The 24,268-nt window shown below is 66.7% G+C and carries 18 protein-coding genes; 2 read left to right on the forward strand and 16 right to left on the reverse strand.

The annotated features are described in order from the left end of the window. Positions 1-6 precede the first annotated feature (6 nt). The 12 genes from EPN33_13970 to EPN33_14025 all read right to left on the reverse strand — a co-directional run bounded on the left by EPN33_13970 (position 7) and on the right by EPN33_14025 (position 18,166). Positions 7-1,428 carry a carboxypeptidase regulatory-like domain-containing protein gene (locus EPN33_13970; protein TAN20889.1) on the reverse strand — a complete coding sequence of 474 codons (1,422 nt, stop codon included), beginning with the start codon at positions 1,426-1,428 and terminating at the stop codon, positions 7-9. Positions 1,429-1,510: 82 nt separating this feature from the next. Continuing rightward, complete coding sequence (locus EPN33_13975) at positions 1,511-2,083, reverse strand: hypothetical protein (GenBank protein TAN20890.1); 573 nt, start codon at positions 2,081-2,083, stop codon at positions 1,511-1,513. Beyond that, a complete protein-coding gene (locus EPN33_13980) occupies positions 1,989-4,019 on the reverse strand; it encodes a heme lyase CcmF/NrfE family subunit (protein TAN20891.1) in 2,031 nt (676 codons plus the stop codon). Before EPN33_13980 ends, EPN33_13975 begins: the two co-directional genes overlap by 95 nt. A gap of 212 nt (positions 4,020-4,231) precedes the next feature. Then, on the reverse strand, positions 4,232-4,660 hold the full coding sequence (locus EPN33_13985; GenBank protein TAN20892.1) for a PIN domain-containing protein: 429 nt from the start codon (positions 4,658-4,660) through the stop codon (positions 4,232-4,234). After that, positions 4,657-4,941: a type II toxin-antitoxin system prevent-host-death family antitoxin gene (locus EPN33_13990; protein TAN20893.1), complete on the reverse strand. Its 285-nt coding sequence runs from the start codon at positions 4,939-4,941 to the stop codon at positions 4,657-4,659. The genes EPN33_13985 and EPN33_13990 overlap by 4 nt, the downstream gene beginning before the upstream one ends. Positions 4,942-4,961: 20 nt before the next feature. Then, positions 4,962-7,016 carry a S9 family peptidase gene (locus EPN33_13995; protein ID TAN20894.1) on the reverse strand — a complete coding sequence of 685 codons (2,055 nt, stop codon included), beginning with the start codon at positions 7,014-7,016 and terminating at the stop codon, positions 4,962-4,964. A gap of 17 nt (positions 7,017-7,033) precedes the next feature. Next, positions 7,034-8,179 (reverse strand): efflux RND transporter periplasmic adaptor subunit, encoded by a 1,146-nt coding sequence (locus EPN33_14000; protein ID TAN20895.1) that lies wholly within the window; start codon positions 8,177-8,179, stop codon positions 7,034-7,036. After that, the gene (locus EPN33_14005) at positions 8,172-11,357 is read right to left on the reverse strand and encodes an efflux RND transporter permease subunit (GenBank protein TAN20896.1); all 3,186 of its coding nucleotides are present in this window, start codon (positions 11,355-11,357) and stop codon (positions 8,172-8,174) included. The genes EPN33_14000 and EPN33_14005 overlap by 8 nt, the downstream gene beginning before the upstream one ends. After that, positions 11,358-12,848 carry a TolC family protein gene (locus EPN33_14010; protein ID TAN20897.1) on the reverse strand — a complete coding sequence of 497 codons (1,491 nt, stop codon included), beginning with the start codon at positions 12,846-12,848 and terminating at the stop codon, positions 11,358-11,360. Positions 12,849-12,902: 54 nt separating this feature from the next. Continuing rightward, entirely contained in the window at positions 12,903-15,638 is a 2,736-nt protein-coding gene (locus EPN33_14015; GenBank protein ID TAN20898.1) for a PAS domain S-box protein, read from the reverse strand. After that, on the reverse strand, positions 15,635-16,789 hold the full coding sequence (locus EPN33_14020) for a sensor domain-containing diguanylate cyclase (GenBank protein ID TAN20899.1): 1,155 nt from the start codon (positions 16,787-16,789) through the stop codon (positions 15,635-15,637). Before EPN33_14020 ends, EPN33_14015 begins: the two co-directional genes overlap by 4 nt. 57 nt (positions 16,790-16,846) lie before the next feature. Continuing rightward, positions 16,847-18,166, reverse strand: a complete 1,320-nt coding sequence (locus EPN33_14025; GenBank protein TAN20900.1) for an antitermination protein NusB — start codon at positions 18,164-18,166, stop codon at positions 16,847-16,849. A 71-nt stretch (positions 18,167-18,237) separates the two neighbouring features. Here EPN33_14025 and EPN33_14030 point away from each other — a divergent pair, with 71 nt between their 5' ends. Then, entirely contained in the window at positions 18,238-19,635 is a 1,398-nt protein-coding gene (locus tag EPN33_14030; protein TAN20901.1) for an alternative thymidylate synthase, read from the forward strand. A gap of 68 nt (positions 19,636-19,703) precedes the next feature. Then, a complete protein-coding gene (locus EPN33_14035; GenBank protein ID TAN20902.1) occupies positions 19,704-20,024 on the forward strand; it encodes a hypothetical protein in 321 nt (106 codons plus the stop codon). A gap of 249 nt (positions 20,025-20,273) precedes the next feature. Here the strand turns inward: EPN33_14035 and EPN33_14040 are convergent, their stop codons facing one another. From EPN33_14040 to EPN33_14055, 4 genes are all read right to left on the reverse strand, one after another. Then, on the reverse strand, positions 20,274-20,738 hold the full coding sequence (locus EPN33_14040; GenBank protein TAN20903.1) for a cytochrome c: 465 nt from the start codon (positions 20,736-20,738) through the stop codon (positions 20,274-20,276). Positions 20,739-20,818: 80 nt separating this feature from the next. Continuing rightward, complete coding sequence (locus EPN33_14045; GenBank protein TAN20904.1) at positions 20,819-21,304, reverse strand: carboxymuconolactone decarboxylase family protein; 486 nt, start codon at positions 21,302-21,304, stop codon at positions 20,819-20,821. A 4-nt stretch (positions 21,305-21,308) separates the two neighbouring features. Beyond that, a complete protein-coding gene (locus tag EPN33_14050; GenBank protein TAN20905.1) occupies positions 21,309-23,429 on the reverse strand; it encodes an elongation factor G in 2,121 nt (706 codons plus the stop codon). A 64-nt stretch (positions 23,430-23,493) separates the two neighbouring features. Then, positions 23,494-24,264: a hypothetical protein gene (locus tag EPN33_14055; GenBank protein TAN20906.1), complete on the reverse strand. Its 771-nt coding sequence runs from the start codon at positions 24,262-24,264 to the stop codon at positions 23,494-23,496. Positions 24,265-24,268: the final 4 nt, after the last annotated feature.

The following is a 24,268-nucleotide window of genomic DNA, read 5'->3' on the forward strand; positions in this document are numbered from 1 at the left end:
GTATAGCTAGCGGCGGGCGAGCGTGTCCATGCGGGCGTTGAGGGCGGCGCGGGACTGGGCGTATTCGGCGTCGGAAATGTGGCCGGTGTGGTGGCGGACTTCGAGCAGGAAGAGGTCGTCCTTTAGGCGTGCCAGCTCATCACCCATGGGCGGCGCCGAGGGTGAAGGCGCTGCTGCGGCGGGCGCGACGCCGGCGGCTGCGACTACGGGCTGTTTTTCCGAGCGCGAAAGCAGTATGCCGAAGCCGGCGGCGGCGAGGAGGGCGAGGACGATGAAGACCGTCCATTTGTTGCGCTCCAGCAGCGTCGGCATCGGAACGGCGCCGGAAGCCGCTGCGGGCACGGGCGCGGCGGCCGCTTCCGGTCCAGTGCTCGCCGAGCTTGCCGGAGGCGCGGCGCCCGCGGAGGAGCCATTGGTCACCTCGCTGGGCAGGGGTGCGTTGCCGGAGACAGCAAAGCTGACGGATTTGGGTACCGCCGCGGCTGTGACGCCGTAGACGTTATAACCCTGCTGCGCGCCGACCTGCACGAAGCCCGCGCCCGAGAACTGCATGGGCTGGGGGACGTAGACCTCGAAATGCGCCGGCACGAAAACCGGTGCCTCGGTGATCGCGGCTTTGGCGCCGGCGTAAGGGATGCGGTAGGAGATTTGAATTTTGGTCTCGCCGGGCCGCAGCGGCGTATCCACACTGTAGACGCTGTGATCGGCCGTGGGCAGCGCGGAGTGGGCCAGCGGCATTTCATTGGGCGCCACCACGCGGACCATGTCCACATGCGCGCCGGCGGGCACGCGGAAGCGGAACATGCCGCCCTTGGCCGCCAGCGTGCGCATGGGCTGCAAGCCATTTTCGACGCGATATTCGTTCACCACGGCAAGCTGGCCCTGATCGGGCTGCAAGACCATGATTTCCGCATCCACGCGCAGCAGCGTCGCGTCGCTGCTGACGCTGTAGACGCTGACGTTGGTTTCCGACTGGCCGGTGGCGACCTTGGCGAAGTAGGGCACGCCCTGATAGTCGACGCGCACCATGAACGGTCCGGGGATGTTTTCGCTGAAGCGATAGTGGCCGGAAGCGCCGGTGGTGGTCTGGCCGACGTTGTTCATGTTGCCCTGGAGCTGAACCAGCGTGACCTTGGCGTTGGCGAGCGGCGAGCCGGTGGTGAGGTTGAGGACCGTACCCACCACATTCTGGCCGGCCTGCGCGGCCGCAGCTATGGCCAAGGCGAAAAAGAGAAAAACCAGCTTACGCATTTTTGAGAGCCGTGGTGACATCGGCGGCTTCGCGTTCGAGCATGGCGCGGCTGCGCTGGAAGTCGGCATCGGAGAGCTTGCCCGCCAGGTGTTCGAAGTGCAAATCCTTGAGATTTTCGTAAACCGCCTTCTTGCGCTCTTCCAGCGCCTGGCGCATGGCTTCGCGCGGGCCGCCATCGGGCGCGTCGGGCTGGGCGGTAAAGATCCAGTAGCCTACGGCCAAGGTCAGAATGAGGCAACAGGCGGCAATCAGGGGCATTTACGGCTTCCCGATCTCGCGCTCCAGCTCGGCCGCCACCTGCGCCCGAATGCCGGCGGTGTCCGGAGCCGGTGGTTCGGCGGGCGCGGGCGCGGTTTGCTGCCGCACGCGAAAGCGATTGATGAAAAACAGCACCAGCACCAGGCCCACGGCAAGGATGATCCAGGGCATCACCCACGCGGTCTCGTTAAAGCCCTGATGTGTCGGGTTGGCCAGCACCTCGGTGCCGTACTCCTGCACGAAGGATTGCAGCACCAGCGAATCGGCTTCGGGCAGCAGCGAACGCTGGCGGACTTCCGCCTGCATCTGGAGCTTGACGGTGCAGTTGAGGGTGGTGCAGACGAGTGCGCCCTGCTGGCAGCTGCAGGTGCAGATCAACTGCTTGCCGATGCGCTCAGCACGGGGAGAAAACGTGCCGTCGCCGCGCAGCGCGACGCTGCCGGCAAACAAGAAAAGCACCACAAAAAGGACCGAACATTTACTGCGCAAGCGACACCTCGCGAGGCTCGGCGTCCGGCTCGGGTTGATCAACGCGATCGAGCGCGCGCACGGGCTCGGGGCGTGTGCCGGAATCGGATTTGCGGCTGGGCAGCAAAGCGATCAGGGTTCCGAAGATCACGACGATGGTTCCGACCCAGATCCACATGATCAGCGGACGGATGTAGGCGTGCAGGATGGGCACGTGGGTATTGGGATCGTCGCCGGCATAGACCAGGTAAAGGTCGCCGGAGGGTTCCGAGCGGATGGCCACCATGGACTGCGCCTGATTGCTGGCCTTGTAGAAGCGGCGCGAGGGATACAGGGTATCGACCACGCGGCCGTTCTGGCGGACCTGAATGATTTCGGCTTCGGTCGAGTAGTTGGGGTTGTCGTCCTGCGTGTAGGATTCGGAGACGAGCTGGTAAGAGCCGATCTGAATTTTTCCCTGGTACGGCATGGGCGCCTCGACGCTCTGGTTGAAGGCCGCGCCGGTGATGCCGATCGCCATCAGGATGATGCCGATGTGAATGATGTAGCCGCCGTAGCGGCGGGTGTTGCGCGAAGTCAGGTGCACGACGGCGCCGGGCCACGATCGGCCGCGTTTGACCAGCACGCGCGCCCCCCGGCCAAATTCCATGGCGATGGTCACGAGCACGAAGGCGCAGAGGCCGAACGCGACCAGCGGGTAAGGATCGTGCAGGCCCTTCAGGACCAGCACAATCGCGGTGGCCACGCCGCACAACGCGGGGTTCAGGAAGTTGCGGCGCAGGCTGCCGAGCGAAGTCCGCCGCCAGGCCAGCAGCGGCCCGACGCCGGTGAGGAAGAGCAAAAACAGGAACAGCGGAATGTTGATGCGGTCGAAGAACTCCCGGCCGACGGTGATCTTTTCGCCCTGGATCGCCTCCGAAAGCACCGGGAAGATGGTGCCCCAAAGAATCGCCAGCGCCGCCACCAGCAGCACGAAGTTATTGAACAGGAAGCCGCTCTCGCGCGAAACCGTGGATTCAAGCTGATTGTCGCCGCCCAGCGCCGAACGGTTGCGGAAGAAGACGTACAGACACACGACCGCAATCGCGACCAGAAAGACGACGAAGTAGTTGCCAATCGCCGATTGCGCGAAGGCGTGTACGGAGCTGACGATGCCGCTGCGCACCAGAAAATCGCCGAAGATGGTCAGGAAGAAAGTAAGGAAGATGAGGCCGATGTTCCAGACCTTCAGCATGCCGCGCTTCTCCTGCATCATCACCGAGTGCAGGAAGGCGGTGCCGGTGAGCCAGGGCAGGAAGGCGGCGTTTTCAACCGGATCCCACTCCCAATAGCCCCCCCACCCCAGAACTTTGTAGGCCCAGTAGCCGCCGAGGACGATGCCCACGGTGAGGAACGCCCAGGCGATCATGGTCCACAGGCGGGTAACGCGAATCCAGCGGTCGCCGGGCATGCGCTTGATGAGCGCGGCGAGCGCGAAGGCAAACGGGATCGCAAAGCCGATGTAGCCGAGATACAGGATGGGCGGATGCACATCCATCTGGGAGTATTGCAGCAGTGGGTTGAGGCCGCTGCCGTCGGCGGGCGTGCCCACGGGCAGGGTGGTGAAGGGCGAGGCGACGAAATTGTTCAGCAGCAGGAAGAACGAGGTGATGGCGGCCAGGATGACCGCGACCGTGGGGCGCAGTTGCGGATGCTTGCGGCCGCTGGTGAGCAGCGCCACGAAGCCGTAGCCGCTGAGCAGCATGGACCAGAACAGCAGCGAGCCTTCCTGGCCGGACCAGAGCACGGCAAACTTGTAGTACAGCGGCAGGGCGCGGTTGCTGTGCTCGGCGACGTAGGCGACGCTGAAAGTGTCGTGAAAAATCAGGCCCAGCAGGCAGATGACGGCGGCCAGCACCGCCGGGAAAATCATCAGGTAGGCGCGCTCGGCGCTGGCGATCATGCGCGGCCGGTGCGAACTGAGGCCAACCACGCCGGCGAGCACGGCATAGCAGGCGAGCACGAAGGCCAGGACGAGGGCGTAGGCGCCGAAAATCTGCATGAAGGTACAGCGCTGGCCGCGAACTCAGGACCAGATGATTATTCTACCGTTTCTGCAAGCGCAGTGGATGGCCCCAAGTGGAGCAAACCGGCGGCGGCAGCTCGGAGGAGCCCTGAGCGCCAGCGGGCGCACCCTGCCGGGAATCGAAGCCCGCACTCCAACCGGCCAACGGGAGCGACCAGGGGTAAAAAGTGGCGAGCCACATTGCCCGGTTAGGAAACGGCTGGGGTGAGCAATCCCTCAGTGCGCGCGGCGGCGTTCAGGCGTTGATCAAAACAGACGAACTCGATCCCTCTTCCCAACCGCCGCAGGAGATGCAGCGCACTCGCAAGCTGAACCGCATCACCCGCACGCAGGGCGTGGCGGCGCAGCACTTCAACCGCGATCCTGCACACGTACCCATCAACTTCGATCAGCAAGATCCCTGCCGCATCCGACTCCAGATCGGCCAACATTCGCTCGCTCTCGGTTACGGTAATTCCTCCCTCACGCAGACGGCGCGTGATTCCCGACGCCGTCTCCACGACCGTCAGCCGGCTCGTCGCGACTGAGGCCTGCTGCCCGAACCGCATGACCTCATCCGTGCCCGGTTCGAACACGTAACGCTTCGCCCAGGCGCTGGAATCAAAATAGCGGATCAATACCCCTCATCCCGGTCCTCGCGAATCGCATCGCTGAGCGAAACTCCGGGGATGCGTAACGGCGTAGCTGGCCGCAGCTTGCCAATTGGTCTGGTCACGGTTCCTTCCGCATGCAGCCGCTCCCAGGCAGCTTCTTCTGGATCGCTCGGTAACGGCCGCAATTCCGCTACTTCTTTGCCGCGGTCGGTGATAATGAGCGTGCCCCCCTTACGGACCTGTTCCAGGTATTTGCCCAGCCGGTTTTTCAGCTCGCGCGCGCCGACGGTCCCCTTGGTGGCCATGTGGCTACCATAGCACCGATTCAATTCTGCGGGTGCAGGTGCGCGCGGAAGAAGTCATCGACGCGGCGCCAGGCGTCATGGAGGACGAAGGCGCGGTCAAAGTAGTGGAATTCGCCGGGGTACATCATGAACTGCACCAGGCTGCCTTTGCCGTCTTTCAGGATGCTATCGAGCAGCAAGGTGGTCTCCCAGAAGGGTACGTTGACGTCGGCGGTGCCGGCCAGGATCAGCAGCGGCCGGGCCAGGCGGTCCATGTGGGTGCTGGTGGCGCCGCGCGCGTAGCCTTCCGGATTTTGCTCGGGCGTGCCCATGCGCTCGGCCATCCAGCCGGAGTGATACGGGTCTTTGTAGTACCAGGCGGGATTGACCAGACCGGCGACATCGACCGCGCAGGCAAACAGCGTCGGATCGGTCGTGATGGCGCGCAGGGTAAAGTAGCCGCCGTAACTCAGCCCCCAGACGCCGATACGCTGGGGATCGACGTAGGGCAGCGATTTTAGGTAGTTGGCGGCGAGGCGGGCGTCGGTGGCATCTTCGCCGCCGACATCGCGGTAGACAGCGGTGCGCCAGTCGCGGCCATAGCCGATGCTGCCGCGGTAGTCGGGCGCGATGACCACGTAGCCCTCCTGCAGCAGGTACTGGTGAAACGAGTAGTAAACCGCTTCGTTGCGGTCGGTGTGCCAGCCATCATAGTTCTGGTTGACGCCATCGGGATGAATCCAGACGATGGCGGCGTGGCGCTTGCTTTTGTCGAAATGCGGCGGCAGGAACAGCCACGCTGAGACGGATTTGCCGTCGGCGGCGCGATAGTGAATCAACTCGGGCGCGACGAAATGGCGGCCGCGCAGCGGCGGCGGCATGGAGTCGGTCAAGCGCAGCGGCGTGCCGCCGGCGGAGGGAATGACGTAAAGATCGGCGGAGTGCTGGGCGTCGGTGTGCTGGTAGGCCAAGCGGCGGTCATGCGGCGACCACATGGGGCCAAGGTTGGTGCCGCGGCCGTGCGTGAGCCAGGTAACGGTGGCATGCGCCGGGTCGCCGTGGAGCGCGACCACGCCGATCTGGCGGTCGCCGGGATGGCCGGGCGCATTGGCATCGAAGGCGATGCGCGTCGAGTCGTGCGACCAGGCTGCGCGCCAGCTCGCAAAGGCGCCGCGCGTCACCTGCACCGCGGGGCCGCCGGAGGCAGGCATGACGTAGATCTGATCCCAGCCGCTGGCGTCGCTGCCGAACTCGATCCATTGGCGGTTGGGCGAAATTTTGGGCCGCGCGTCACGGCCGAACATGCTGAAGAATTTCGGCTCGTGGTCGGTATAGACGGCGCGCGGCGCACCGCCGCGGGCATCGAGAAAATAGATGGCGCGGGATTTGGAGTCAGGTGCGACGGCGCTGGCGAGCAGCGTGTCAGCGTTTAACCATGCGGCGCCGTAACCGCCGGCGGGCATCGGCACCTTGCCCGGCGCACCGCCGCTTGCGGCCACCACGTAAAGCTGGCCGGGCTCATAGCCGGTGACGCGGAAAATGATCTTGTCGCCGACTTCGGGCGCGGAGAAATTGTGCGGTTGCGGCCCGCCGCCCAGCATGTACGCCAGCCGGCGGCCATCGGGCGACCAGCGCAGCGCGCGCGGCTGTGCCTGCAGTGGAACGGAGATCGAGGCACCGCTGGCGAGCGTGGTGATGACGATGGCGTTACCATCGACGCGGGCGCTGCGCACACCGTCGGGCGAAAGCACGGCGGCCGTACGCTCGCGCGCGGCCGGAGGCAAAGCGCGAGAGCCGGGTTGGGACTCCCCGGGCCCCCGGCCCGGCCGAGCCTCAAGCGGGTGGCGTGGCGCAGCCACGCCCGGCCCCGCACCCGTCAATAGTTGTGGTGTGGCCGGATGCTCCGCGCTCACGCTGTAGCGCTGATGCACGCCGCCAATGTCCCAGTCGAAGCTGACGCTCTGACCGTCCGGCGACCAGCGCCAGGCGGAGGGGTACCGGATGGCGACGACATCCTGAATGCGGAACGGTTTTGTCTGCGCCGCCAGGGCCGCACCCAAAACCGCCAGCGCGAGCAACAGGCGGCGAAGACTCATCCTGTGACTATAGCCAGTTAAGGAACGACAGTCACGGCCTGACCGGGACGGAGGTCATCCTCGGCCGCGGTCACGACGCGGTCGCCAGGCGCGAGAGAGCCGAAGACCTCAAGGTTGGCGCCATCGGCAAACCCGGTCGTAACATCTACCCACTGCAGCCGGCCATCGGCGCCGATGCGCTCGACAAAGGTGCGCTCGCTGCTGCGCACCACGGCAGAAGCGGGAACGAACAAAGAAGGCTGAGCGCGTTGGAAGCTCCACTGCACCCGCACGAACATGCCCGGCGCCAGCACAGAGCCGGAGTTGGCGACGTCGAGCTCAATCGGCATGGAGCGGGAGTCGCGGCGGACACTATGGGCGACGCGCGCGACCACGCCGGTGAAGGTGCGGCCGGGCTGATTGGCCACGGTAAACGGAAGCTGCGCGCCGGTGGGAATGCCGACGGCCTCGGCCTCCGGCACATCGACGACCAGGCGCAGGGGATCCAACTGCTGCAGCTCAAACAGCGGCGGGGCGCTGGGGCCGGCGAGCGCGCCCACGCTGGCATCACGGCGGATGATGGCGCCGGTGAAGGGCGCCACCACGCGAAGATAATCGGTGAGCGCAGCCTGCGAGGCGAGCGCGGCGGCGGCGGCTTGCTCCGCCGCCTGGCGCGACTCCACTTCGGCCTGATCGGCCGCGACGGCATGCTCGGCCACCTGAATATCGTTGCCCGCCACCGCGCCCGCCTCGGCGGCCGCGGCGCCCTGCAAACGCTGCAACGTCGCCTGATCGCGTTGCAGGGTCGCTTGCGCTTCGAGGCGCAGCGCTTTGGCGGACGACAGCCGATGCTGAGCCTCGGCGCGTTTGGCGCTCAGGTCGGGCGCATCGAGTTCGGCCAGCAACTGGCCGGCGCGGACCTGGCTGCCGCGGTCGGCATAGAGTTTGCGGATGAAGCCGGGCACGCGCGCCTGCAGGGTCGCATCCTGAAAGGCAGCCAGCTCCGCGGGCAGCAGCATGGTCAGGCGCGGGCGCGCGCGGCGCACGGCGACCAGCCGCACCGCGCGCGCTTCCGCGTGGGCGGTGGCCGGCAGCGAACTGGGGTGGGCGTTGCAGCCGGTCAGCACGACTCCCGCACCCAGGACAACCAGGGTCAGCCAGATGGTTGGCGTTACCTTACGCATGCGATTCCTCCGGTTCCAAGTCGAGCGCGGGCGAGCTGGCGTCGCGACGCCGCATCAGGGCAATGTAGGCTGCGGGCATGACCAGCAGCGTAAACACGGTCGAGGCGGCCAGACCGCCGATGACCGCCTGGCCTAAAGGCGCGCTTTGCCCGCCGCCCGACTCCCAGGCGAGCGCCATCGGGACCATGCCCGCGATCATGGCGCTGGCGGTCATCAGGATGGGGCGCAGGCGCAGGCCCAGGCCGGTGCTTGCTCCTTCTTCGGCGGCGCGCAGCCGCCGCTCGGGTTCCGGCAGGCCCGCCAGCTCCGCGTAGGCATGCTTGCGGGCGCCTTCCGCCACGGTCACCAACAGAATGCCGTTGGCGACGGAAATGCCCACCGCGGTGATGATACCCATGAAGGATTCGATATTGAGACTGGAGCCGAACGCCCCCAGCAACAGCAGCGCGCCGGTGAGCAGCGCCGGCACGGCCGTCAGCACCACCAGTGCCAGGCGCCAGGATTGAAAGCTGGCCGTCAGCAGCAGCAGGATCACGATCACCGCCAGCACCAGGCCGGTTTCGAGGCCGCTCAGCGTCTCCCACATGGGCTGCACCTGGCCGACCACAGCCACATGCACGCCGCGCGGCGGCTGCGGCAGGCGCGCCAGCGCACGGTTGACGTCACCCGCGGCCTGACTCAGGCTCGCACCTTGCACGTTGGCGGTGAGTGAGACCATGCGTTGCATATTGAAGTGGTCGTATTCGCCCACGACCTGGCCGAGTTGCGCGGTCGCCACGTCGCCGAGCAGCAGCGGCTTGGCGCCGTGGCCGCCGGCGAGAGGAATGGTCTGGATGGCGTCGAGGTTATTCATTTCTGCCGGCGGCATCAGCACCTGTACCTGGTAGGTCAGGCCAGTCGCGGGATTCTGCCAGAAGTTGCGCGCGACGAAGCGGCTGGAGGCCGTCGCCTCGGTAAGCGAGCGCCCGACCTGGACCACGGTCATGCCCAGCGTGGCGGCGCGCTGGCGATCGACATCGACGAGCACTGCCGGGTAGTCGTAGGGCTGGCCATACTGCAGATCGCGCAGGGTAGGCAGAGGCGCGAGGGCGGTGCGCACCTGCTCGGCGTAGGCGTGATCGGCGGCCATATCAAAGCCGCTCACCTGCACGGCGATGGGCGTGGGCGAGCCGAGATTCATCATCCGGCCGATGATGTCGCCGGCTTCAAAGCTGATCGAGACCGCCGGCAGTTCGCGGGCAAAGTCGCGGCGCAGCCGGGCTTCAAACTCGGCGAGGTGAAGGCCGCTGCCGGGACGCAGGGCAACCTGCATCACCGCCTCCTGCGGGCCGCTGGTCCAGAGATAGATCAAATTGATGGGATAGGAGCGCGGCTGCGTGCCGACGAAGCCCAGCGTGGTTTCAACGTTGCCCGGTCCGGCATCACGGTTGACGATGTCGAGCGCCTGCGCATAGGCCACCTCAGTGCGCTTCAAGCGCGTGCCCGCGGGCGCGCGCAGACGGAGCTGGAACTGGCCGGTATCGGCTGCGGGAAAGACGTCAGCACCGATCCGCAGGGCCACGCCGCCGGCAAGCAGCACCGCCAGCACGAGATAGATGGGCAATACCAGCCGCCGCTGCCGGGCGACGGCGCCCGCGGCGCGCTGCGCGGCCGCGCGCAGGTGCTCGAACATGCCCCCGGCAGCGGCGTGCCGGTGCTGCTGTTTGCGGAACTGCCAGACGGCCAGCACCGGCACCAGCGTCAATGACAACACCAGCGAGGCCAGCATGGCGAGACCCACCGCGAGGCTGAGGGGAATGAACAGCGAGCGGCTGATGCCCTGCATGAACAGCGCCGGCAGAAACACCGCGGCGACCGCGAGCATGGCCAGCACCTGGGGTCCCAGAATCTCCATGCCGGCGCTGACGACGGCGCGCGCGGGCGGCTCGCCGCGCCCGAGGTGGGTATGGATGTTCTCCATCGCCACCGTGGCTTCGTCCACCAAAATGCCGATGGCCAGCGCCAGCCCGCCGACGGTCATCAGGTTGAGGCTTTGGCCCAGCAGCCAGAGACCAGCCACTGCGGCCAGCAGCGCAAAGGGGATCACGACCACCACAATGGCGGCGCTGCGGCGGTCGCCGAGAAACAGCCACACCACCAGGCCCGTGAGCGCCGCGCCCAAAATGCCGTCGATGAGCATGGCGTCCAGCGCATCGCGCACATAGGACGATTGATCGAAGGCAAAGGACACATCCACGTCTTCGGGCACTTGCTCGCGCATGCGCCCGAGAGCGCCCTTGACCTCGCCGACGACACGCAGCGTCGAGGCGTCGGCGTGCTTGGTGACGGGAAGATAAACCACGCGGCGGCCGTTCAATTCGGCGTAGCCGGAAACCACATCGGCAGAATCTTCGAGGCTGGCCACATCACGCAGCAGCACCTTGTCGGCCGAAGCGCCGGTGCCTACCGGTAAATCCAGAAGCTGCGGGTACGCAGGCACGACGGTGTTGGCATGCACGATGCGGTTGAGATCGCCCATGCGCGCGTTGCCGGAAGGCATGACGGCATTGCCCGCCACCAGGGCGCGCACCACGTCATCGGGCGAGAGGCGGCGGGCGCTGAGGCGCGCGGGATCCAGATTCAGGATGACGCTGCGCGGGTTGCCGCCAAACGGCGGCGGCGCGGAAACGCCGGGCAGGGAAGCAAAGACGGGGCGCACGCGCGTCTGGGCGAGATCGTCCAGCTCCGCCTGGCTGCGGCTGGCGCTGGAAACGATCAGGTCGCCGACGGGCAGACTGCCGGCGTCGTAGCGCATCACGAAGGGTGGCACCGTGCCGCTGGGCATGTAGGCCAGCGCGCGCGAAATGTAGGAGGTGGTCTGGGCCGCCGCCTGGCTCATATCCGTGCCCGGATGGAAACTCAGCTTGACGAGGCCGAAGTTCTGTACCGAGCGCGACTCGACCTGCTGAACGCCGGAGACGAACAGGAAGTTGGACTCGTAGTAATTGACGATATAGCCTTCCATCTCCGCCGGCGACATGCCGCCGTAGGGTTGCGCGACGTAAATCACCGGGGCGTCCAATTGCGGAAAGACGTCAATCGGCATGCGCATCACCGCCATGGCGGCGAGCGCGGCAGCGGCGACGACGGCGACGGCAACCGTGAATGGACGGCGCAAAGCGGCGGCGATGGGATTCATTTAGTGTCCTTGCGCTGCGGTCAAAACGGGCTGGAGATCGCCGGCGGCATAGGCGGTTTCGACCAGCGCGCGCCAGACCTGCAGTTGGCCGAGAGCATTGTCGGAATCCGCCTGGGCGAGGAGTTGTTCGGCATTGGCGAGATCGACGAGGCTGGCCAGACCAGTCTGGTAGCGCACCCGCGCCTGGCGTTCGCCCGCCTGCGCCGCGGCCAGGCCGATGGGCGATTCGCGGGCGACGGTGCGGGCGGCGTTCCAGTCGGCGGCGGCTTGCTGCTGCGCCCTATGGAGTTGCCCTTCCGTCTGGCGCTGCCGCGCTTGTTCCTGCGTAAGTTGGGCTTTGGCGGCGACGCTCTGACTGCGCTGCGCGCGCCAGCGGGTGAAGGAAAAATCCACCCCCAGCCCCACCGCCCAATTGGCGGCCGTGGTCGGCGCCAGGCCGGTGAGGCCGGGGGCAAGGCGGCCGGCGGCCAGCACGCCGCTGCCACGGCCATAGGCGCTGCCGAGGGCGTACCAGCGCGGCAGGGCCGAGCGGGCAACCTCCTTTTGTTGCGCTTGCGCCGCGGCGACCGCGTCCTGGCGGACCCGCACTTGCGGCGGCGTAGCCCGATTCTTGGCCGGGACTTCAGGCGGCAGGCCGGTCAAGGCCGCCAGCGGCGGCAGCGGCTGGCCGGGCGCCAGGCCCAGGGCCTCGGCCAGACTGGCACGGGCACTCTCGAGATCGCGGCCGGCGTCGCTGGCGCGAATGCGCGCCGCCGCCAGCTCCGCCTGGGCGCGGGAACGGTCAGCGCCGGGACGCAATTGCTGGCCGACGAGGGCCTCAACAATTTTGGCTAAATCGGCCCAGCGGCGCACGTCGGCTGTACGCACCCGCACCTGCTGCCCGGCGGCCAGGACGGTCAGGTAGGCATCGGCGGCGTGCGCACCCACTTGCAGCCTGACCACCGCCGCCTGATCGCCGGCCTGCTGCGCCAGATTCTGGAAATAGCGGACATTGGCGGCACGGCGGCCAAAGTCGGCAATCTCCCACGTAAAATACAGACCGGCGGCGCTGGTCCAGGCGCTGCGCTGGGAATAGTCGCTGGCGGGGACCGTGCCGCTGATACCCGGCAGCGGGCTGCCAAAACTCAGCCCGAGGGTGGCGTTGTCGGTGGCGCGGTCCCACTGCGCCGCCAGGCCGGCGTTGGGCCAAAATGCCGTCCGCGCCAGATCGGCCTGCGCGACTGCCAGGGTTGCGGCCTGCTGCGCGGCGGTCATGCCCGGGTAGCGCATCCAGGCGCTGGTGACCGCCTCCGCCAAATGCAGCGGCGGCGTCTGCGCCCCAGCGCCCGCGCTCATCGCGAGCGCCACGGCCACGGTGATCGTCCCGACCATCCGGTGGCAGCTTGGAGGAGCCTTGAGCACCAGCGGGCGGACCCTGCCGGCAATCGAAGCCCCCACTCCAGGCGACCAACGGGAGCGACCAGGGCAAAAAGTGGCGAGCCACGATCCCATGCGTATGCAAACGCCGATTAGATCAGGTTGGTTACATCATTTGCGTGCTGTTTTCTAGCTGGCGGCGGCTGCGGTTTCTGGGCGGCCAGCGAGCACCGCCCGGACCCGTGCCGCCAGCATCTCCGGCGAAAAGGGCTTTTGCAGGAAGGCGATTTCGGGGGCAAGCTGGTAGTTCGGCGACAGAATCCGGTCGGGGAAACCGGAAACGAACAGAACCGCCAGTCCCGGGCGCTGAGCGGCGATGTGCCGCACCAGGCTGCTGCCGTCCATTTCCGGCATGGCCAGATCGGTAATGACCATCGCCAGCGCGCCCGTATAACCACGCAGTAGCTCCAAAGCCTGGGAAGGGCGGCTGGCGGTCAGGACCTCATAACCGCGCGCCCGCAACACCTCGCACGCCAGCTCACGTACCGCATCTTCATCTTCCACCAGCAAGATGGTTTCGCCGCCGCCCCCGGTCGTCGCCGGTGGCCGGCGAAGGGCGCCATCGGCGCCCGCCAGGATCCGCGGCAGATAGACCTTGACGGAGGTGCCATGCCCGGGCTCGCTATACGCCGACACCGTGCCCCCATTTTGCTTGACGATGCCGAACACCGTCGCCAACCCGAGGCCGGTACTGCCCTGCCCCAGCGGCTTGGTGGTAAAAAAGGGTTCGAAAATATGGCTGCGGATGCTGGCATCCATGCCGGCGCCGGTATCGGAAACGGTCAGCAGCACATAATCCCCCGGCGCCACCTCGGCGTGCGTCGCCACATAGCGGTCATCCAGGGAGAAGTTCGCCGTTTCGATGGTAATGCGGCCGCCGCCGGGCATGGCATCCCGGGCATTGGCCACCAGATTCATCAGAATCTGGCTGAGCTGGCCCGGATCGGCATGGACCAGGCCCAGGCCCGCATCACCGGCGATATGGAGTTCGATCTGCTCCGTCAGCATGCGCCGCAACAGGCCATCCATTTCTTCCAGCACCGAATTCAGATTGAGCGACTTGGGTTCAATCACCTGCTGCCGGCTGAATGCCAGCAACTGGCGGGTGAGCGTGGCGGCGCGCTCGCCGGCTTTGCGGATGCTGTCGAGGGCCCGCTGTTGGCGATCGGGCGACAGAGGCGCTTCGCCCTGCTGTAGCAGCATGTCGGTATAGCCGTTGATCACGGTGAGCAGGTTGTTGAAGTCGTGGGCGATGCCGGCGGCCAGCCGCCCGACGGCTTCCATCTTCTGCGCCTGCTGGATCTGGGTACGGAGATTGCGGCGCTCGCTGGCATCGGCGATGGCGATCACGACGCCAGAGAGCTTGCCCCCACGATAGAGCGGGTTGCACCGCATATCGGCGTGAAAGCTGGAGCCGTCGGCGCGCCAGAGGAGCTCTTCATCCAGGCTGACCGGTCGGCCCGTACGCGCGGCTTCCGCGAGCCGGCACTCGGCTGCAGGATAGGGCTGGCCGTCGGCGCGGGTATGGTGGGCGAGAGCGTGCACCTGCCGGCCTAGAAGCTGGCTCGCCTCCGCCAGGCCCAGCAATTTCGCCGCGGCAGGATTACACCACAGGCAGCGGCCCTCCATGTCGAGGGTGTAAATGCCTTCACTGGTGGAGTCCAGCAGCGTGCGCACCTGCTCTTCGCGTTCGCGCAACTGGTTTTCGGCGCTGCGGCGCGCGGTCACATCATTGATAAAGGAAAGAAACGCGGCCTCGCCGTGCCAGTCAATGGGCTGGGCAAAAACTTCCGCTTCCAGCACCGTGCCGGACTTGGTGAGATAGCGCCAGAGCCAGCCTTTCACGGGCTGGCCCTTGTTCACTATGGCGCGCAGGCGCTCGCGGTCCTCCGCGGGATGGATATCGAGCACCGTCATGCCGAGGAATTCCTCACGGCAATAGCCGAATTCGCGTACCGCGCTATCGTTGACGGCAAGAAAGCGCAGACTGGCGATGGAGAACACCCACATGGGCTGCGGGTTGTTGTCGAACTGCTGACGGTAGCGGCGTTCGCTGGCGCGCAGGTCGAGGCTGGCGAGCTGGGCCATGGCGTCGCGGCGGTCCAGCTCCCAGGCAATAAGCCAGAGCAAGGCCGCGCCGAAGGCGGCGGTGCTCACCACCAACATCGCTTGCGTGACATGGACCGCGAACAGATTGCCCCGCCCGCGGGCGGCGGCGGCGGCGGCCAGCAGCACCGGGTAGAGCAAGGTGAGCGGCAGCAGACGGCGCAGCACGGACGCGGCCGAGCCCGCTTCCAAATAGAAACTCACCGGCCGCCGTTGCGGCCAAGCCGCCATCCAGGCGGCGGCGAGCAGCAACAGGGCAAACGCCATGGCCCAGGACACCGCGATGGTCGCGCCCGGCGCCCGCAGGAGAGCGTCGAAGCCCAGGCCGCAACCCGCCGCAGCGACCAACAGGTCGGCGACCGTGGCGATCCACGGCAGCCGCGGTTTCAACAGCAACGATGCGCCCAGCAGCAGCAGGGCTGCGGCCGTGATGTGCGAGGCGGGCCGGAAACCGGCGGGCGCCCACCCGCGCAGCAGCGCCGCCGCCACAACCACGGCGGCGGCGCCGTAGCCCAACCGCCGGCGGCGCGGCGATGTGGGAGCGGGCGCGGGCGCCAGAAATATGACCGCCACCGCCGCGGCCAGCACGCCCGCCGCGTTCAGCAGCGTCGGGCCCGCGTACACCCCAGAAGTCCAACCCAGAGACACCGCCGCGCCCACCGCAACCGCGGTGGCCATGCCGCGCGCCGCGGTCTGCCAGACGTGCACCGCGTCGCCGCGCAGCCAGGCGCGCATACCGTGCTGGAGGGACAGGCTCATACCGCAATCGGCGCCCGCGCGCGATGGTGATGGCTTTGCTTGGCGCGATACATTTCCGCGTCGGCGGCATGGAGCAGTTCTTCAGGCGAAAAGCCGGAACCGGGGTACACCGCAAGACCAATGCTGGCGCCCAGGCTACGCTCGCGCAGCAGCGGATCGGCGGCCAGCATGGCCGCCATCCGCTCGGGCAGAAGCTGAGCGTTGGCGGGGTTGCAGGCCGGCGCCAACACCGTGAATTCGTCGCCGCCAAAGCGGGCCACAATCGAGCCGGCGCGCGCGCTGCTTTGCAGCAGATGCCCGACATGCACCAGCAGACGATCCCCCTCCAGATGGCCATCGTGATCATTCAGGCGCTTGAAGCCATCGAGATCAATCAGCACCAGCGCGAAGCCGCACTCCCCGGCTCCCTCACGGGCCGGCTGTGTCAGCGCGCTCTGCGCCCGCCGCCATTCGCTCTCCAGTGCCTGCATGAAGAAGCGGCGCGTCTTCAAGCCGGTGAGCGCGTCGGTGACCGCCTGCTGCTGGATCTCGGCAAACAGACGGGCATTGTCCAGCGCCACGCCTGCCTGCGCGGCCAGAACCTCAAGCACGTGCAGATGGCCGGTGTCGTAGGCGTATTCGCAGCGGTCGTTTTGCACCGACATAACGCCCTCAACTTTGCCCTGGGCGCGCATGGGTACGCCCATCCAGGTGCGCGCGGGCATGCCGCTGAGTACCAGGCCGTTGGCTGCGAGATAGCCCATCAGGTCGTGATCGATCAGCAGCGGACGGCCCATCTCGATGACGTGCTCGGTCACGCCACGTTTGCGCTCGCGCGTCCGCGGCGCGCGGCGCTCGCGGTTTTCTACCTCGAAGACGAAGCGGATGCGGTTGGCCTCCCGCTCCTGAAAGGCAAGGTAGAACGAATCCACGGGCATGAGAGTTTGGAGCTGCTCGTAGATGGTTTGCAGCAGGCTGTCGGTGTCGAGCGAGGAACTGAGCGTGGTGCCGATACGGGTGAGGATTTCGAACTCGCGGCTGCGGCGCACCGACTTCCGGTCGATCGGGGCTCCCGCACCGGCGGAGTTGCGGCGTTGGCCTACGGCCAGAAACACCGCCGCCACCAGCGCAGCACCGGCAACTGCGGCCACGGCCGCCAGAAGATAGACCATGCCCTCCTCCGTTCGGGAATCCCTCAAGCGGCGTATCGGCGGCGGCAGGCGAGTGCTTTAGCTCGATGCAGCCGTCAGCACGGCAGCGAAAAAGCCGTCCGTGGCGAAGCGGCCCGGCAGCACGCGCAGCCAGGGCCCCTCGGTGAGCGCCGCGGCGGGCACGCGGAGGTCCGCAATCGTGGCCAGAACCTCTATCGCGGGCAGCACGCGAAGCTGGGGGCAAACGGCCAGCAACGCGGTGATGACGTCGGGGCCTTCTTCCGGTTCCATCGAGCAGACGCTGTAGATCAGCCGGCCCCCGGGCGCCAATCCGCCTGCCGCACGGCGTAATATGCTGAGCTGCAGTTGCGCCAGCCGCTCGGGATCCTGCGGCTGCACGCGCCAGCGGATTTCGGGATTGCGCGCCAGCGTGCCCGTGCCGGTGCAGGGCGCATCGACCAGAATGCGGTCAAAGCGGCCGGTCAGCGGCCAGGGCGCCGTGGCATCCGCCGCCACGATCTGGACGCGATCACTCGCCCCGGCTCGCCGCAGCCGGCGGGCGAGCAACTGCGCGCGGCGGACGTGCCGCTCCAGGGCGAATATCTGCGCCTCCGGCGCGAGCGCAGCCAGCAGCGCAGTTTTGGAACCCGGCGCGGCGCAGACGTCCAGAATGCGCCCGCAGGCCACCGGCTGCACCAAATGCGCGATCAGTTGCGAGGCTTCATCCTGTATCCACATTCGCCCGGAGCGGAACGCCGGCGTTTGCGTCAGCTCGCCGGCTTTCACCCGGCGGGCCGTCCGCAGCAGTTGGCCGGGCGCAAATTCGACGCCCGCGACCGGCTGCGGCGGCCAGCAGGCCACGGGCGGAGGGGCGTTATCGTATTCCGCCATGGCCGCCGCGGCCTCGGGCGAATAGAAACGGCTCCAGCGTTCCAGCATCCAGGCAGGGTGCGAGAACTCCGCCTCGCGCCGGCGCGCCAGCTCCGTCTCGTTGGCAAGGAGCCCCGCCAATGGCGCCCGCGACACATGTCGCAACACTGCGTTCACGAAACCAGCGGCCTTAGGCCCTTCCGCTTTGGCCAATTCCACGCTCTCATGCACCGCGGCGGAGGCAGGCACGCGGTCGAGCATCCGCAACTGATAGGCGCCGAGCCGCAGCGCCGTGCGCGGCAGCAGCGGAATCTGCGCGATGGGCCGCCGCGCCGCCCGTCCGATGACGTAATCGAGCGCCGCGCGCCAGCGCAGCACCCCCATCACCAGCTCCGTCGCCAGCCGCCGGTCGGCCGGCGCCAGCGCGCGCGTCCGCTGCGAGTGCAGCAGGTCGCTGGCGTAGCCGCCGTGCTCTTCGACGAGCAGCAGAATCTCGCAGGCAAGCTGGCGCGCGGGTGAGGCAGGCATCGCTTTAGCATGGCATGGGGTCGCGGCCGGGTCGATCCCGGCCAGGCGGCGCGAGACGCGCCTATGGGACAATGAGCCTCATGGCCACTGCCGAGGTGTACTTCCTCACGGGCGTAGATCCGGAAATTGCTGCCTATGCGATGGCGCGCTACAGCCGCTCGGCGCTGTCCATGCGCGAGAGCCTGCACGAGCTGGATCAGCAGAAAGCGGAGAAATTTCTCAACACTTTTTACTTCGCCTACGGCCACCGCTCGATCGCCGATCTCGCCCACCTGAGCCTGGCGCTGGAGCGGCTGTCGATTCTGGCGGCCATCGAAGTGGCCGACGAGACGCGCTGGGATGGCCAGGAACGCTCGACCCGCTATCAGCAGTTCGAAAAAAGCGGCTTCGTGACTCCGCCGGAGCTGGCCGACAGCCTTGAATACCCCGACATCATGCAGGCGCTGTTCGCGGCTTACCGCGAGCTCAGCGCCCGCATGGAATCCTTCCTGACCGAGCGTCATCCCCGGCCGGAGGGCATGAAGCCCGAGGCGTACGCCCGCACCATCCGCGCCCGTGCCTTCGACTTCAGCCGCTACCTGTTGCCGCTGGGCACGGCCACCAGTCTCGGTCAGATCGTCAGCGCCCGCACGCTCGAACAGCAGATCGTCCGGCTGCTCTCCTCAGCCTGGTCGGAGTGCCACGAGTTGGGCCAGGCTTTGAAGCAGGCCGCCAGCGCGCCCGGCGCCGTACCCACGCTGGTGAAGTACACCCAACCGAGCGCGTACCAGCTTGCCTCGCGGCGCGAGTTGACCGAAGCGGCCGCGGCGCTGATGAACCATGTGACGCCGGATTCGACGCCGGGCGTGCATCTGGCGCCGCCGGTCGCGCTCGAAATCGAACTCGCCGCCTCGCTGCTGTATCCGTGTTGCGACCACTCCTACCGCCAGCTTCTCGATGCGGTAGGCGCGCTGCCGGCGGCGCGGCGCGAGGAGATCGTCGAGCTGGGCCGCGCCACGCGCGGCGATCACGATGAGTTGCTGCGCCCGTTTCAGGCGGGCCAGACCTTCCAGTTCGACATCCTGATGGATATCGGCGGCTTCCGCGACCTGCACCGCCATCGCCGCTGTGTGCAACTGCACCAGGGCTACACCGCGCGGCACGGCTTCGATACGCCGGCGGAAATCGAGGCGAGCGCGGCGGGGGAAGACTACCAGACGGCCATGCAAACCGCCGGACGCTGGGCCGCACGCAAGGGCATGGCCGGCGCCTATGCCCTGCCGCTCGGCTACCGCAAGCGCAGTCTGTTCAAAATGGATCTCGCCGAGCTAGCCTACATCGCCGAGCTGCGCACCGGCGTGGGCGGCCACTTCGCCTACCGCCGCGCCGCCTGGGCGATGTTCGCAGCTCTGCGCGAGCGTCACCCGGCGCTGGCCCGCAACCTGCGCGTCACCGACCCCGCCTCCCCCTTCGACCTGCTGCAAAGATAGAAAGCCGCCGGGCAGCCTCAACGCAAGGTGCCGCATCTCACCTCCGGCCTGACCCAAAAGGAGGGTGTATGCGGATGTTGCTCAAAGTTCATATCCCTGTCGATCGCGGCAATCAGCTTGTCCGTGACGGCAAGCTCGGCACCACGCTGAAGTCGATTCTCAGTGAGCTGAAACCGGAGGCGGCTTACTTTTTCGAGGAGCACGGCGAGCGCACCGGCCTGATGGTCGTCAATCTCCGTGACGCTTCCGAGATTCCCCGCTTTTCGGAACCGTTCTTCGTGGGCTTGGGCGCCAGCGTCAAGCTCCGGCCGGTCATGTTGCCCGAGGATCTCGCCAAAGCCGAGCCTGACCTCCAGCGTGCCGCGAAAACCTGGCGCGAAGCCGCCTGAGCGGCGCGCTAGTAAGGAGAACCGCCCGCCTGGCCCGAGGTGATCCTGCGGCGGCAGCTTGGAGGAGCCCTGAGCGCCAGCGGATGGACCCTGCCGGAAATCGAAGCCCGCACCCCAAGCGACCAACGGGAGCGACCAGGGCAAAAAGTGGCGAGCCACCCGGTGCGGAATTGGTTTGCGCTGCCAGCGCCCCAGCGCCGGCCAACCCCACGGCCAGTAGTAGCGTGAGCCGCGAGCGGAGCGGACGCATCAGGGGATGGCCGCCGCGGCGCTCTTCTGTTGCAGCGCCGCGCTGACAGCGGCGGGCAGATGATCGGCGTGCGCCAGCAGCAGACTCACCTGCCAGAGCTGAACATCGCTCAGCGAGTCGTGAAAGCCGGGCATACCGGTCAGGCGAATGCCGTTTTTCGCTTTCCAGAAGGTCACGCCGGCAGGATCGTCGGTGACCATGCCGTCCCCTTGCAGCAGTTGCGGCGGCGGTGGATACATGCCGCGCGCGGCTGCGGTCGCCGGACCGTGCGCCCAACTGTGGCAAAAGGCGCAGTGGGTGCTATACACTTGCGCGCCGGCGAGCAGGTTCGACTCCGTTAGCGGCACGGGCGCGGGAGTGCGCGGCGCCTGCCGGCGCAAGACGGCGTGCAGCGCCGTCTGCGTGATGGCGTGCTCAAACGGCAGGGGATGCGCGGCGGTCGCCACCGGTAGCCCGCCGGTCATCGCCAAGGCGACACCGGCAGCAGGAGTATGCCGATGATGAATCCGATTACAGGTTTTGTCATGCGCAGGAATCTTTCTCACTAGCGGCCAGCGGCTTTACTCTCAACCTTGGTGGGCGTGCGGAACGGAATCGCCAGCCGGTTCCAGCAGTTGATGGCGATGATGGCATAGGTCAAATCCACCAGCGCTTTGCCGTTGAAGTAGCGCGACACCCAGTCGTAGACTTCGCCGGGGACGTGATCGACGCTGACCAGCGTGACCGCCTCCGCCCAGGCGAGAGCCGCGCGTTCGGTATTGGTAAACAGGTTCGATTCGCGCCATACGGCGACGGCGTCGACGCGCTGGTTGCTTTCACCCACGCGGCGCGCATCCCGCGCATGCATATCGACACAGAACGCGCAGCCATTAATCTGCGAGCAGCGCAGTTTGATCAGCTCGGCGATTTTCGCGTCCAGGCCGCACTCGTTCACGTATTTTTGCAGATTCACGATGGCCTGCACGCCTCCCGGCGCCGCAGCGCTGTAATCCAGGCGTTGTGCCGGCGCCTCTTCCTCGACAAAGGGCATGGAATTATTCCTCCTCTTCCTCAGTATGCCCACGTTCGGCGCGCGCCTTGGTGATGATTTTTTCCGCCTGCAGCGCCGGCACCAGATCGTAGCGCGAAAACGCCATGTGGAACGCGCCCCGCCCCTGCGTCTTGGAGGTCAGATCGGACTGATAGGTCAGCATTTCCGCCAGGGGCACCTGGGCGCGGATAAACTCGCTGCCGTTGCGCGGCTGCATGCCTTCAATGCGGCCGCGGCGCGCGTTGAGATCGCCGATCAGATCACCGGCATACTCCTCGGGCGATTCCACCTCCACCATCATGATGGGTTCGAGCAGCACCGGCCGCGCCGTCTCCATGGCTTTTTTGAAGGCCAGCGAGCCAGCAAGCTTGAACGCCATTTCGCTGGAGTCAACCTCGTGATACGAGCCGTCATACAGCACCACGCGGAAATCGACCACGGGATAGCCCGCCAGGTACCCGCGCGCCGCGCTTTCCTGAATGCCTTTCTCGACCGCAGGAATGTAGTTTTTCGGAATCGAGCCGCCAAAAATTTCATTCACGAACTCAAACCCCGAGCCGCGCGCCAGCGGCTCCATGCGAATCCAGCAGTCGCCGAACTGGCCGTGGCCGCCGGTCTGCTTCTTGTGGCGGCCCTGCACGTCGGCCTTGGCGAGGATGGTTTCGCGATAGGCGACACGCGGCGCGCGCAACTGTACCTCGACGTTGTAGCGCTGCTTCAGGCGCGCGACGGCAATTTCCACATGCTGCTGGCCGGTGCCGCCCAGCAGGAACTCCTGCGTCTGGGCGTCGCGCGCAAACTGCAGCGCCCGGTCTTCTTCCAGCATCTTGTGCAGCGCCAGCGAGACCTTGTCTTCATCGCCCCGGCTTTTGGCGGCGAGGGCAAAATGAATCGCGGCTTCCGGCCAGGCAAAGGGCCGGTAGGCAATGGGCGCGGCCTTGTCGCCCAGCGTGTCGCCGGTGAGAGTGTCCTTGAGCTTGGCGACCACCCCCAGATCGCCGGCATGAAGTTCGGCGGCCGGCAGCAGTTGCTTGCCCTGCAGCACGCTCAGGTGCGCGAATTTTTCCGTGGCCTGGGTGCGGAAGTTGGTCACGGGTTCTTCGTTCTTGAGCTTGCCGCTGCGCAGCTTGAACACGCTCAGCCGTCCGGCAAACGGGTCGGCGATAGTCTTGAAGACCTCCAGCGATAGCGGTTGGCTGTCGCTCACCGTGCGCGTCAGCTCCTGCTCGGGATGGCCAGGCACCGTGCCCGGCCGCGCCGGCGCTTCACCCGGGTGCAGCGCGTAGGCGGCCACAAAATCCAGCAGCGCATCGACAGCAATATTCTGCTGGCCGCTGGTGATCAGCACCGGCACAATGCGGCGGGCGCGGATGGCGCCCCGCAAGCCCTTGACGAGATGCTCGGGCGCCAGCGTGTTCTTGTCGAAAAACTCCTCCATCAGCGCGTCGTCGCCTTCGGCAATCAGCTCGACCAGTTCTTCGTGGGCTTTTCGCGCGACCTCATCGTCGGCGGCATCAATGGCGGCGGTGCGGGTCTTGCCATTGCCGCCTGCGCTGTAGTGGCGGGCGCTCATGGCCACCAGATCGATGACGCCCTGAAAACCGCGCTGCGCACCAATCGGCAACTGCACCGGGCACAGAGCGCGGCCGAAGCGCTCGCGCAGCGCGGCCAGCACCGCCGCAACGTCGCTGTGGTCGTGATCGGCGCGCGTCAGCACCGCCATCACCGGAAGGTTGTGCGCCGCCGCCAGCTCCCACAGCCGCGCCGTCTGCACCTGCACGCCGCTCGCGGCATCGACCGCAAGCAGCATGGTCTCCGCGACTTCCAGCGTGGCCACGGCTTCGTGGGCGAACAGGCTTTGGCCGGGCGTATCGGCGAAGTTCAGCTTGCAGGGCGCGCGGTCGGGACCGGGCCACTCCGCCAGCGCCAGACCGGTGGCGATGCTGTTGTGGCGCTGAATTTCCTGCTCGTCAAAGTCGGTGACCGTGGTGCCGGCGGCGACCGAACCCTGCTGGGGCGTGGCGCCGGCGGTGTATAAGGCTGCGGCGACGAGGGTGGTTTTGCCGCAACCGCCGTGGCCCGCGAGAGCCAGGTTGCGCACGTGGAGGGTATCGAAAACCTGCATGAGGCGCTCTTTCCTCCTTCAAAAACGCCATCATAGCGCACCGAAGGCGCGCTGGGGGAAGCGCCTATTTCAGGGGTTTGGGGGTGAACAGCGAATCGGCGAAGGGGGCAAAGCTGATATCGGTGTAATACTGCTGCTCCAGCCGCTGCGGCCCCTGGTAGCGATCCACCGAAAAGGCGGCTTCAATGCCGCCAATATTGGCCCAATTGCCATAAACCACCGCCTCGACGTAACGGCCGCCGGTATCCGGATCGGTGCGCTGCCAATGTACCCGCACCGGCAAGTGGGTGAGGAGGGAAAAATCCACCGTCGCGGAAACGCCATCCTTGGTGGTAAACAAAACCGAATCGATAGGCGCCTGGTCATACAGGCCATTGCCCTCGTCCAGCATCAGCGTCGCCGGATCGGCGGCCCAGGTCTTGAGGATGACATCCAGGGAGTGCGCGCTGACTTCTTTATAGTTAGCCATGGTGCGCCGCAGCATCGGCGTGACGCCGCGAAACGTGACTTCCCAGCCCTTACCGCCGGAATAGATATAAATGACGTTGCGCTTCTTGGTGAGTTCGAGGCGCTCATCGCCGGGAAAGCGGTAGTAGGACCAGAACTGGGTTCCGGTGCCGTTCAGCTCGCCCGCGGAGTTGAAGGTGTACAGGTAACCCTTGCCGCTGCGCTCGTTCGCCTGCAGGTACTCGTCGCCGCCGAGCGCGGCAATCGCCTGCGCCACGGTGCGATGGGCGGCCGCAACCGCCGGGGTGTTGGCTGCCGCCTGCGGCAGCCGGGCAGGCACAGCAGGAGCGAACGGGAGGGCGGCGAGCAGCAGCCAGGCAAGCGGCATAGGG

The organism is Acidobacteriota bacterium (assembly GCA_004299485.1).
Taxonomy (GTDB): domain Bacteria; phylum Acidobacteriota; class Terriglobia; order Terriglobales; family SCQP01; genus SCQP01.

Excerpts from the sequence above, each read along its gene's own strand:
- EPN33_13970 (TAN20889.1), bottom strand. The coding sequence starts at position 1,428 with ATGGCGGCCCGCGCGAAGCCATGCGCCAGGCGCTGGAAGAGCGCAAGA.
- EPN33_13980 (TAN20891.1), bottom strand. The coding sequence starts at position 4,019 with ATGCAGATTTTCGGCGCCTACGCCCTCGTCCTGGCCTTCGTGCTCGCC.
- EPN33_13990 (TAN20893.1), bottom strand. The coding sequence starts at position 4,941 with ATGGCCACCAAGGGGACCGTCGGCGCGCGCGAGCTGAAAAACCGGCTG.
- EPN33_13995 (TAN20894.1), bottom strand. The coding sequence starts at position 7,016 with ATGAGTCTTCGCCGCCTGTTGCTCGCGCTGGCGGTTTTGGGTGCGGCC.
- EPN33_14000 (TAN20895.1), bottom strand. The coding sequence starts at position 8,179 with ATGCGTAAGGTAACGCCAACCATCTGGCTGACCCTGGTTGTCCTGGGT.
- EPN33_14005 (TAN20896.1), bottom strand. The coding sequence starts at position 11,357 with ATGAATCCCATCGCCGCCGCTTTGCGCCGTCCATTCACGGTTGCCGTC.
- EPN33_14010 (TAN20897.1), bottom strand. The coding sequence starts at position 12,848 with ATGGGATCGTGGCTCGCCACTTTTTGCCCTGGTCGCTCCCGTTGGTCG.
- EPN33_14015 (TAN20898.1), bottom strand. The coding sequence starts at position 15,638 with ATGAGCCTGTCCCTCCAGCACGGTATGCGCGCCTGGCTGCGCGGCGAC.
- EPN33_14020 (TAN20899.1), bottom strand. The coding sequence starts at position 16,789 with ATGGTCTATCTTCTGGCGGCCGTGGCCGCAGTTGCCGGTGCTGCGCTG.
- EPN33_14025 (TAN20900.1), bottom strand. The coding sequence starts at position 18,166 with ATGCCTGCCTCACCCGCGCGCCAGCTTGCCTGCGAGATTCTGCTGCTC.
- EPN33_14030 (TAN20901.1), top strand. The coding sequence starts at position 18,238 with ATGAGCCTCATGGCCACTGCCGAGGTGTACTTCCTCACGGGCGTAGAT.
- EPN33_14035 (TAN20902.1), top strand. The coding sequence starts at position 19,704 with ATGCGGATGTTGCTCAAAGTTCATATCCCTGTCGATCGCGGCAATCAG.
- EPN33_14040 (TAN20903.1), bottom strand. The coding sequence starts at position 20,738 with ATGACCGGCGGGCTACCGGTGGCGACCGCCGCGCATCCCCTGCCGTTT.
- EPN33_14045 (TAN20904.1), bottom strand. The coding sequence starts at position 21,304 with ATGCCCTTTGTCGAGGAAGAGGCGCCGGCACAACGCCTGGATTACAGC.
- EPN33_14050 (TAN20905.1), bottom strand. The coding sequence starts at position 23,429 with ATGCAGGTTTTCGATACCCTCCACGTGCGCAACCTGGCTCTCGCGGGC.
- EPN33_14055 (TAN20906.1), bottom strand. The coding sequence starts at position 24,264 with ATGCCGCTTGCCTGGCTGCTGCTCGCCGCCCTCCCGTTCGCTCCTGCT.